Source organism: Neorhizobium sp. BETTINA12A, assembly GCF_023006485.1.
Lineage (GTDB): Bacteria > Pseudomonadota > Alphaproteobacteria > Rhizobiales > Rhizobiaceae > Neorhizobium.
The window spans coordinates 1-9770 of sequence record NZ_JALBGW010000168.1; the positions used below are offsets into that span (position 1 = coordinate 1).

13 protein-coding genes and 1 pseudogene are annotated in these 9770 nt (G+C 61.4%); 1 reads left to right on the top strand and 13 read right to left on the bottom strand.

Annotated elements, in window-relative coordinates:
* The 9 genes and pseudogenes from MOV61_RS25185 to MOV61_RS25225 form a co-directional block, all read right to left on the bottom strand.
* Positions 1-213 (bottom strand): annotated as a pseudogene (locus tag MOV61_RS25185) (cysteine hydrolase); the annotation flags it as partial.
* Positions 214-440: 227 nt separating this feature from the next.
* Complete coding sequence (locus MOV61_RS25190) at positions 441-671, bottom strand: hypothetical protein (RefSeq protein WP_247138550.1); 231 nt, start codon at positions 669-671, stop codon at positions 441-443.
* A 165-nt stretch (positions 672-836) separates the two neighbouring features.
* A complete protein-coding gene (locus MOV61_RS25195) occupies positions 837-1436 on the bottom strand; it encodes a hypothetical protein (protein ID WP_247138551.1) in 600 nt (199 codons plus the stop codon).
* 106 nt (positions 1437-1542) lie between these two features.
* Complete coding sequence (locus MOV61_RS25200; protein WP_247138552.1) at positions 1543-1977, bottom strand: hypothetical protein; 435 nt, start codon at positions 1975-1977, stop codon at positions 1543-1545.
* A 231-nt stretch (positions 1978-2208) separates the two neighbouring features.
* On the bottom strand, positions 2209-2991 hold the full coding sequence (locus MOV61_RS25205) for an SDR family NAD(P)-dependent oxidoreductase (RefSeq protein WP_247138553.1): 783 nt from the start codon (positions 2989-2991) through the stop codon (positions 2209-2211).
* Between the two features lie 90 nt (positions 2992-3081).
* Positions 3082-3501: an HD domain-containing protein gene (locus tag MOV61_RS25210; RefSeq protein WP_247138554.1), complete on the bottom strand. Its 420-nt coding sequence runs from the start codon at positions 3499-3501 to the stop codon at positions 3082-3084.
* A 59-nt stretch (positions 3502-3560) separates the two neighbouring features.
* The gene (locus MOV61_RS25215; RefSeq protein WP_247138555.1) at positions 3561-3935 is read right to left on the bottom strand and encodes a GFA family protein; all 375 of its coding nucleotides are present in this window, start codon (positions 3933-3935) and stop codon (positions 3561-3563) included.
* Positions 3936-3999: 64 nt separating this feature from the next.
* On the bottom strand, positions 4000-4371 hold the full coding sequence (locus tag MOV61_RS25220) for a type II toxin-antitoxin system PemK/MazF family toxin (RefSeq protein ID WP_247138556.1): 372 nt from the start codon (positions 4369-4371) through the stop codon (positions 4000-4002).
* Positions 4371-4634, bottom strand: coding sequence for an AbrB/MazE/SpoVT family DNA-binding domain-containing protein (locus MOV61_RS25225; protein WP_041363973.1), 264 nt, complete (start codon positions 4632-4634; stop codon positions 4371-4373). Before MOV61_RS25225 ends, MOV61_RS25220 begins: the two co-directional genes overlap by 1 nt.
* Before the next feature lie 160 nt (positions 4635-4794).
* Between MOV61_RS25225 and MOV61_RS25230 the strand changes: the two genes are divergently transcribed.
* Positions 4795-5298 (top strand): hypothetical protein, encoded by a 504-nt coding sequence (locus MOV61_RS25230; protein ID WP_247138557.1) that lies wholly within the window; start codon positions 4795-4797, stop codon positions 5296-5298.
* A gap of 24 nt (positions 5299-5322) precedes the next feature.
* On the opposite strand, the gene MOV61_RS25235 is transcribed toward MOV61_RS25230, so the two are convergent.
* The 4 genes from MOV61_RS25235 to MOV61_RS25250 all read right to left on the bottom strand — a co-directional run.
* A complete protein-coding gene (locus MOV61_RS25235; protein ID WP_247138558.1) occupies positions 5323-6699 on the bottom strand; it encodes an FAD-binding oxidoreductase in 1377 nt (458 codons plus the stop codon).
* A complete protein-coding gene (locus tag MOV61_RS25240) occupies positions 6696-8492 on the bottom strand; it encodes a thiamine pyrophosphate-requiring protein (RefSeq protein ID WP_309493857.1) in 1797 nt (598 codons plus the stop codon). Before MOV61_RS25240 ends, MOV61_RS25235 begins: the two co-directional genes overlap by 4 nt.
* Positions 8381-9610: an alpha-hydroxy acid oxidase gene (locus MOV61_RS25245; protein WP_247138560.1), complete on the bottom strand. Its 1230-nt coding sequence runs from the start codon at positions 9608-9610 to the stop codon at positions 8381-8383. The genes MOV61_RS25240 and MOV61_RS25245 overlap by 112 nt, the downstream gene beginning before the upstream one ends.
* Before the next feature lie 12 nt (positions 9611-9622).
* On the bottom strand, positions 9623-9770 hold a 148-nt coding region (locus MOV61_RS25250), incomplete at its 5' end, for a thiamine pyrophosphate-dependent enzyme (RefSeq protein ID WP_247138561.1).

Sequence of the window (9770 nt, forward strand, 5' to 3'; positions counted from 1 at the left end):
CGGCTCTCCCGGCGCCAGCGGATCGCCCTCCGGCCCGTCATGGCGCACGAAGGCAATCGCCCGGCCTTCGCGCCGCGCCCAGTCGATCACCTTGCGGGCGCGCTCGGTGAGGAGATCCGCCTCGTGAAGAGGCGGCTCGACAAGACCGTCGAACATGTTGGTCTGCAGGTCGATGACGATGACTGGCGCTTTTTCCGCTGGTGTGCTGGACATGGGCTTGCCTCCATTTCAGGAGAGGGAAATTGCCGGATTTTTGTGGCATTGCAACCGAATTTTGCGGTTATGCGCACGATCGATCGCAGGCGCGGTGAGAACGATCGACGGGCCCCGTCGTCTCGAGAAAGGCGATCCCAAACCTCCGGTACTCGCCCGATCGGTTTTCCCGAAAGAGAGGGCGCCGGCCCGATCGCCGCCGCCCTCTCTCATTTGCGATCCGGCGATCAGCGGCAGACGCGGGTGGTCTTGACGACGACCCGGCCGTGGTAGCGGGTCTTCACCTTCTTGACCATGCAGTCGTGGCGGGGACGATACGGACGGTAGACTTCGCGCACGGTATGACGCGGAGCGACCCGCTCATGGGTGGTGACGGTGACACTCGCGGCGTCGGACGGGCCGGCGACCGAGAGAATGGAAGAAATGGCCAGGGCCGATGCGATAAGCAGGTTCTTCATTGGGTGTTTCCTCAATCTTTTGCGCGACATGAACGCGGATCGAGGGCCCAGGTTCCACGAAAGGGATTGGGACTGAAGTCCTATTATATATCTGGCGGACCATGATTGGTAACGGCGGGATTTGCGAGCGTGACAGGCCGGCCGATACGAAAGAACGAGTTGAGATCACTTCCCAGATGATTGATCCAGGGACAGTAGCTTTGCGAGAAGTCCGTGGGAACTAGGAGGAGTCGAGGACAAATCTGACTGACTTTGACCGGGAGGCGGCGTTAGTGGTGTACGTGAAGATGCGAGCATTAGAAGGGTGTGGGTGTGGTAAAGACGAGTCGTCATCGTTCTGACTTCGTCAGCGAAAGCCATTACCAGCTTATGGTTTGCCGGCTCTTTCGAATACAGAACGTCTCCCTTGCGGGAGCGTTTCATTTTGTACGTTTCGATCTCCCCTAGATCACTGTTTATCCCGAACGGGTAGTGTATCCACCCGTTCCGGGTGGCGGATTTGTCGGCAAACTCTCGGACGGCGTCTTTTACTTCTTTTCGTAAGTCATCGGAAAGCCATTCGGTCTCATCGGCTAAGAACCATATAATGTCCCTTTGGGTCGCCACCGACTTGTGGAACGAAAATGATATCACCGCTTTCCGATATGGCATTTCGGAAAGGGCGATATAGATCATCTCTACCCCGATTTCGGCCTGCCCCCATCGGCCAGCTAAGCGGCCCAGTGCCAAAGCTAGCTTGAAGTCGGTTTCGATCGGATTTGCCATGGAAGACACCAACACTCAGATTGACGACAAGAAGGGCGACGAGGTTTGCGGCGTATGCTCAAAACCCCGCCTGAACCAAAAATCGCCGACGATGAGGGTAAGCTAACTAAACAGCTAGGCTCAGATTAAGCGCGGTATGGCATTCGGCACACGTAAGCATGGTGTAGCGGCCATGCTCCGTGACGGACTTCTGGAGAATTCCCTTGACGCCCTTGTTGTAGCATTGAGCACAAATATCATGGGAAATCTCGCCATCGCTCATCGTCGCCTTCAACCGGCGGGTGAGGCGACCGGGTTTGATTTCGTAAAGCTCATACCTTTGCTTCTCGGCTTCCCATGTTTCAAAGCGCATCAGTTCTTTTTCAAGCTTGCCTACCTTGGCAACCAGCGCATTTTGCTCTGCTTGTGCGGCGATGATCTTTTCCGTCAAGTCTACGACCGCCATGTTCCGAATGGCAGCATCGTTGATGTTCTTCAATCCCTTCGCCATGTCCAGCATGGAGTTGAAGATGCTCAAGCCTGCAATTGCTTCTCCGACCATTTGAAGTCCCCCGTAGAGAAGGGGATAAGCTACTTCGTTTTTTTCTTGTTTAGGAGTCTTTTTACCGTTTGCTTAGGCGTGAGCGGGTTCACCAAGCCGCCGATAGGTAAGAGATTTTTTAGAGCAGCGCGGCGGTTATACTTAAAATCAACGGCGGACTATGCCGGTCTTCCGACCGGTTTCCCGCCCGATGTCTGCCTTCGCCGGCCTCAATCAAACCGCAAAACAATCCTACCTCAGTAGCCCCTGGCCGCCGTCCACGTAGATCGGGGTGCCGGTCACGTGCCGGGAGCGGTCGGAGGCGAGGAAGGCGATGACTTCGGCGACGTCCGCGCTTTTTCCCGGCCTGCCGTCGCTGATCGGGACCTGGCCGTCGGGCCATTCCACCGGGATTGCGGTTTCCTGCTCGTGGCGCAGCTTGGTGTTGTCGTGGATATTGGTCTCGATCTCGCCGGGGCAGACGGCGTTGACGCGGATGTGGTGCTTGCCGAGCTCCAGCGCCAGCTGCTGCACCATCGCCACCTGCGCGGCCTTGGTGGCCGTATAGGCGGTGGCGCCGGGCGTCGTGAAGGTGCGGTTGCCGTTGATCGAGGAGACGACGACGATCGAGCCTGCACCCTGCGCCTTCAGATGCGGCACGGTAAGATGAAGCGTCAGATAGGTGCCGCGCAGGTTGACGGCGATCGTCCTGTCGAATTCTTCCGGCTTCAGGTCATCGATCGGCGCCCAGACGCCGTTGATGCCGGCATTGGCGACGACGATGTCCAGCCGGCCGAATTTTTCCGCAAGCCGGTCGATCGCTTCGCGCATCCGGTTTTCGTCGGAAACGTCGGCTTCGAGCACCAGCGCCTCTCCGCCGGCCTTCTCTATCTCGTGGGCAGTCTTTTCGATGTCGGTTCTCGTATGGCCGAGCAGCCCGACCTTTGCGCCTTCGACCGCGAGTTTCATCGCCGCCGCCTTGCCGATGCCCGAGCCTGACCCGGTTACCAGAGCCACCTGGTTCTTAAGTTCCATGAGTTCATCCTGTCGCTGGATCGCGGCTTCTGCCGTGCGAAAACGAACGGCAAGGGATGGCGCAAGGTTCCGCCCGTCAGGTTGGATATCTCAGGATGGATATCGCTCGTTGAGGATACGCAGGCCTTCGGCGAATTTCGAACCGTCGCCGCCCACCTGGCGCATCTGGGCAAGATTGTCGGTGAGGTCGGCGCGCTTGACCGGTCGGGCGAGCGGATTTTCGATCGAGCGGCGGACGAAGGCGAAATATTCCTCGCCGTCGCGTTTGCTCATCGCGTCGACGGCATCGACGACCGCTTTGGAAAAGCCTTCTTCGCGCAGCCGCTCGAACGTCCAGCCGGGGCCTTTCTCGACCACGTCATGCAGCCAGGCGACCTGTTTTTCGTCCTCGCCGGCGACGTTTTCGGCGACGCGCCGGACATGGTCGATGAATGGACCGCCGGTTTTCGACGACTGTCCTTGATGCGCTTCGGTCGCGATGACAATTGCCTTGTCGATCAGTTCCGACATTTGTCCGTCTCCCGTCCGCTCGGCGGCACTTTATAGGGTCCTCGCGTGACGACAATGCGTCAATTGCGATCTTCTTCGAATTGAGGGACGGGAAGTGGGCTCAGCCAGTTCTCCCGCCGCTTCACCCATATTTCATAGACCGGTTCCAAGTCGGTCGGCGCCATGTCGAGCGATCCAACCCGGATCTCGATCTCGTCGCCGTCGCTCTCGTTGAAGACGCGCGAGCCGCATTCGGGGCAGAAACCGCGGCCATGGAAATACTTGACCTCGCCTGTGCTTTCAAAGCCGTGCCGCGGCCAGATGCCGAACGTGACGAAGCTCGATCCGCTTTCCTTGCGACAATCGGCGCAATGGCAAAGCCCGATCCTGACCGGCGCATCCTTCACCGAATACCGCACGTTGCCGCAAAGGCAGCTTCCAGACCGGATGATCATCCTTTGTCCTCCTTCTTCCTCGCCCGGAAATTCAGTTAGGGCAGGGGAGGATGAAGGGAAGAGATCAGGCGGGTTCAGGTGCCGGGTCGATGGCGCTGACCACGCGCGAGACGATTTCATTCATCGTCGCCTCGTCCAGCGTCTCGATATATTGCGCGGTTTTCTGCTGGATGCGGGCGGGAATGTCGAAGCCGCGGACCTGGTTGCAAACAGCGACACCGGTCGTGTCATGGCCGGAAATCGCCACCGCAAGACCGACATCGCGGATAAAAGCCCCACCGGTGGTGATGGGCACCGTCATGCTGACGCCCAGCCTGTTGATCTCGATCGGCGTGATGACAACGAAACGATGCCGGTTCTTCATTTCCCGGCCGGCGACCGGGTTTAGGTCGATCCAGTAGACATCGCCGCGCCTCGGCACGTTGCTGCGGATCATCAGATCTCGTGTCCTATCGGATCGCCTTCCTGCGCATCGGCGACTGCGGCATTGAGCATCGCCATGGCATCGCTTCCCTTCAGCAATTCGCTGAGGGTATAGCGCTTGCGGCCGCTCTCGACGGGACGGGCGATCAATTCACCGTTGGCGACGTCGAGCGTCAGCTGATCGCCGACTTCGGTATGCATTAGCTTCAACAGGGCCGGCGGGATGGTAATCACCGCAGCACCGCCCTGGCGTCGGATTTTGGTGGTGACCGGCATGGTTCGCTCCTGAAAGTGCTACATATGTAGCATGTTCCCGGGCGGCAGCAAGGTTGAAGTGGATTTACGCGGTGCTGGGCCAGTCGACGGTGGCTCGCGACCAGATGGAACGGAATGGCTCAGCCGACGTTCGATGCGAGCGTTCAGATGGATCGTCGCCATGCGCTTGCTTCTTGCCGCTGCTGCGTTTATCGCCTCCGCTTCTTCGCCAGGCCTCGTTTTGGCCGCCGAAAGCGATTTCCTGAAAACGCTTTCCGGCAATTGGAGCGGCGAGGGCACGGTTCTGATCCGTATCGGGGCAACGCCCATCAATGTCACCTGCAGCTTCACCTCGACGGCCGGGGCGACCACCCTGTCGATGCAGGGAACCTGCCGCGGCCTGCTGGTCGTCCGGCGCAGTATATCGGCCGATCTCCAGGCTTCGGATCGCGGCTATAGCGGCACCTATGTCGGGCCTTCCGGGCAGCCTTCGATGCTTTCCGGCAACCGCCGCGGCAATGCGATCAATCTCGGCGTCCGCTGGGCGAGGGTGATCAATGGGGATCGCGTCGCGAACATGACGATCGAGAAGATCGGCAATAACCGCCTCATGCTTCAAACGGTCGACAAGGATCTTTCGAGCGGCAAATCGGTGGTGACCAGCCGTATCGATCTCAGCCGGTGATCATCTGAGGGCTTCTGTCCGCCTTTACTCCACCTGACCCAGCTTGCCGGGGTTCATGATGCCCTTCGGGTCGATCGCCGCCTTGATGGCGTTCATCATGTCGACGGCGTCGCCATGTTCGCGGCGGAGATATTTCAGCTTGGAAATGCCTATCCCGTGTTCGCCGCTGAACGTCCCGCCCATGTCCATGGCGCGCTGGTAGAGCCGTTCGGCAAGGCGCTCGGCTTCGGCGAGCTCTTCGGGGATTTCCGGCTTGATCAGGTAACCGACATGGAAATTGCCGTCGCCCACATGGCCGATAATCTTGCCCATCACGAAGGAATTGTCGATGTCCTCGCGGGCGGCGAGCACTGCCTCCGCCAACCGCGAGATCGGTACGCAGACATCCGTCGTAAACGCCTTGCAGCCGGGGCGCAGCGTCTGGTTGGAATAGATCGTCTCGTGGCGCGCCTTCCACAGCCGCTCGCGGTCCTCGGTGCGGGTCGACCATTCGAAGTCCGAACCGCCGAATTCATCGGCAATCTCGCGCACGGTGTTCGACTGTTCCTCCACCCAGCGCGGGCTGCCGTGGAATTCGAGAAACAGGGTCGGCGCGAGCTTCAGGGTCAGGCCGGCATGCCGGTTGGCGGCTTCGACCGCCACTTCATCGAGGAATTCAATGCGGGCGACGGGGATGCCGCTCTGGATGGTCGCGACGACGGCTTCGACCGCGCCACGCATCGTCTCAAAGGCGCAGACGGCAGACGCGATGGTTTCCGGGATCGGGTGCAGCCTGACGGTCACTTCGGTGATGACGCCGAGCGTGCCTTCGGCGCCGACATAAAGCTTGGTCAGGTCGTAGCCGGTCGAAGACTTCTTGGTGCGACGGCCGGTGGTGATGATCTTGCCCTGTGGGGTGACGACGCGCAGCGCCAGCACGTTTTCGCGCATCGTGCCGTAGCGCACGGCCGTGGTGCCGGAAGCGCGTGTCGAGGCCATGCCGCCGAGCGAGGCGTCGGCGCCGGGATCGATGGGGAAGAACAGGCCGGTATCGCGGATATGGGCGTTGAGCTGTTTGCGGGTGGCGCCGGCTTCCACCTGCACGTCGAAATCCTCGTGGTTGACCGCGACTATTCTGTTCATGCGGGTGAGGTCGAGCGAGATGCCACCCTTCAGCGGGATCGTGTGACCCTCCATCGACGAGCCTGCCGCGAACGGCGTTACCGGTATGCCCGCCTCGAAACAGGCCGAGACGACGCGCGCCACCTCGTCCTCGTTTTCGGCATAGACGACCGCATCCGGCAACCTTGTCGGCTGTCGGGACATGTCATGGCCGTGATGTTCACGCACCGCTTCGGTGGTCGAAAGCCGGTCGCCGAAATGGAGCTTCAGGGCGTCGATCGTGGATTGCAGAGAGGTCATTTTTTCTCACCCGTCAGCATGCGGTGGTAGCGGGAACGGGCGATTTCCTGTGTCGTGATGAATTCGAGGAGGACCGGCACGCCCTTTTGTGTCTGTTCGATGCCGCGCTTGATCGCCGGGATGATTTCGGCCGGGTCGGTGACCCTTTCGCCGTAACCGCCGAGCGCGCGGGCAAAAGCGGCGTAATCGCCGGAAATGTCGGTCGAGCGGTATTTTTCCGTCGACACCTTCATGATCGGTAGTTCCATCGCCATCGAGAAGTTGTTGAGCAGGATGGAGAGGATCGGCAGGCGCTCGCGCACCGCGGTTTCGAAATCCATGCCGGTGAAGCCGATCGCCGCATCGCCCCAGACATTGATGCAGAGCTTGTCCGGATGCATCAGCTTGGCGCCCATGGCGAGGCCCAGGCCGTAACCGAGCTGGGTCGTCTTGCCCCAGCCGATATAGGTGAGCGGCTTCACCGACTTCCAGAACGGCGAAAGCTGGTCGCGCGGGCTGCCGGCATCGTGGGTGATGATGGTGTTTTCGATATCGACCGTGTGCTGCAGGTCCCAGAGCACGCGATAGGGCGATAGCGGCTTGCTGTCGGAGGTGAGCTTCGGCATCCATTCGGAAAGCCATTCTTCCTGCACTTTGGCGATTTCGGCGGCAATTTCCGTATGGTCGCGCGGAGAAACCTTGCGGGCTTCGAGCTCGGCAAGCACCGCGTCGAGCGTCAGCGCCGCATCGCCGACCAGCGCCACCTTGGCTTCGATGTCCTTGTTGACGTGGTCGGGGTCGAGCGTCGCGTGGATGACGGTCTTGTCGAGCGGCATCTGCACGCCGAAGGCGGTTTCGGTAAACGAGCAGCCGATGCCGAAGATCAGGTCGGAACTGTCGAGGAAATGGCGCAGGGTCTTGGAGATCGCCGCACCGCCGGCGCCGACAGACAGCGGATGGGTTTCCGGAAACGCGCTCTTGCCTTCGAGGCTGGTCGAAACCGGGATCGCCAGCAGTTCGGCCAGCTGTTTCAGCTGCGGCCAGGCCTGGGCGTAGTGAACGCCCTGGCCGGCATAGAGGATCGGGCGTTTGGCGGCGAGCAGCAGGTCGACGGCGTCGCGCACGGCGATCGGGTCCGGCCCGTAGCGGGTGGAAAGAACCGGGCGATAGTTCAGCGGCTCCGGCACCTCGTCCTGCCACATGTCGTTCGGGATCTCGACCAGAACCGGACCGCCGCGGCCATTGCGCAACTTGGAGAAAGCGCGTCGGAAAATGTTCGGGATTTCGGCAGCCGAGGTGATCGGCTCGGCGGACTTGGTGATGTCGCGCATCGAGCGGGTCGCGTTGTAGTTCGGGTCGACATGCGCGACACGGCGCTCGTAGCCCATCGGCAGCACCAGCAGCGGCACGGATTCGGAATAGGCCTGGGCGATGCCGCCATAGGCGTTTTCGGTGCCCGGTCCGAGCTGCATGGCAAAGACGCCGATCGTCTTGCCGGACGAGAGGCGCGACATGGCGTCGGCCATATGCAGGCCGTGGCGCTCCTGGCGCACGATGATCGGGCGGATATCGCCCATGGCCGCATGTTCGAGAACGTGGTTCACGGGGTAACCGCAGATGACTTCGATCCCCTCGCGCTTCAGGATTTCCACGATGGCGTCGGCAACTTTCATGGGTTTCTCCTCCCCGGAGACATGGTCGATTAGAGGTGCGGTTGGAAGTCCTGTGCGGTCCAGGCGCCGGGATGGCGCACGGATGCGCGACGGGCCTGGTCGGTATTCAAAAGCCCGCTCTGGCCGAGCGTGATGCGGTATTCCTCGATGAAGGCCTGCGCCATATGGGCGGCGCCATGGTCTCCGAGTGCGGCAAGGCCGAGCATGAAGGCACGGCCGGCAAACGACGAATGGGCACCGCAGGCAACCGCGCGCACCATGTCGACGCCGGAGACGATGCCGCTGTCGAATAGCACCGTACCACGGGTGCCGACCGTGCGGGCGATTTCCGGCAGCACGTCGATCGTCGCAGGTGCCGCATCGAACTGGCGGCCGCCATGGTTGGAGACGATCACGCCGTCGAGGCCAAGTTCGAGCGCCTTTTCCGCATCCGCCGGGTGCATGACGCCTTTGACCATCATCGGCCCCGGCCATCTGTCGCGCAACCGGGCGATCTGCTCCCAGGGAAAGCCGCCGCCGATATGTTTCTGCACGAAGGCGGAGGTGGTAACGCGGTCCGGCGCGCCGGCAAAGCCTGCCATGTTGGCGAAGGTCGGCATGCCCTTGCGGCGGATCGCATCCAGCCAGAAGGGGGCCATCGCAGCCGCCATCATCGTCTTCGGCGTCAGCTTGAAGGGCATGGTGAGGCCGTTGCGAAGATCGCGCGGGCGCTTGGCGCGCACCGGCACGTCGAGCGTCGCGACCAGAACCTTGGCGCCGGCGAGACGGGCGCGATCAGTCATTTCGAGACTGTATTGGTGATTGTTCGGCGCCATCGGGTAGAGCTGGAACCAGGTGACATCCGGCGCCCGTTCCACGACTTTCTCGATCGTCGCGCAGGCCAGCGTGCCGACCAGATAGGGAATATTGTGGGCCTGGGCGGCCTTGGCGAACTGTTCGGTGGCGCCCGGCCACATCATGCCGTCAAAGCCGATCGGCGAGATGCCGATCGGGGCGGCGTAACGATGGCCGAAGAGCTCGACCGAGGTGTCGACCTTGGAAACGTCGATACCATAACGCGGTACGACTTCGACCGCCTGCAGTGCGGTCCGGTTGCGGTTGAGGCCGGTCTCGTCGCCGGCGCCGCCCTGGAGAAACTCGTAGGCAAAACGCGGAATGCGCCATTTCGCCCGTTTTTCGAGATCGCCGATCATCGGATAACGCCGGCGGAGCTCCGCCAGCGTCTCGATCGTCCTTGCGTCGTTCCCGGCTCCCCCCATGTTCGACGCCTCCTAGTAGGAAACCATGACTTCGAGCATGGCCTGCTGGCCGCTCCTGGTCGCGGCCAATGCCCGCTGCAGTGCCGCCGGCAGATCGGCGCCGGTCTCGACGCGTTCGGCATGGGCGCCATGGGCGCGAGCGACGGCGGCATAGTCCGGG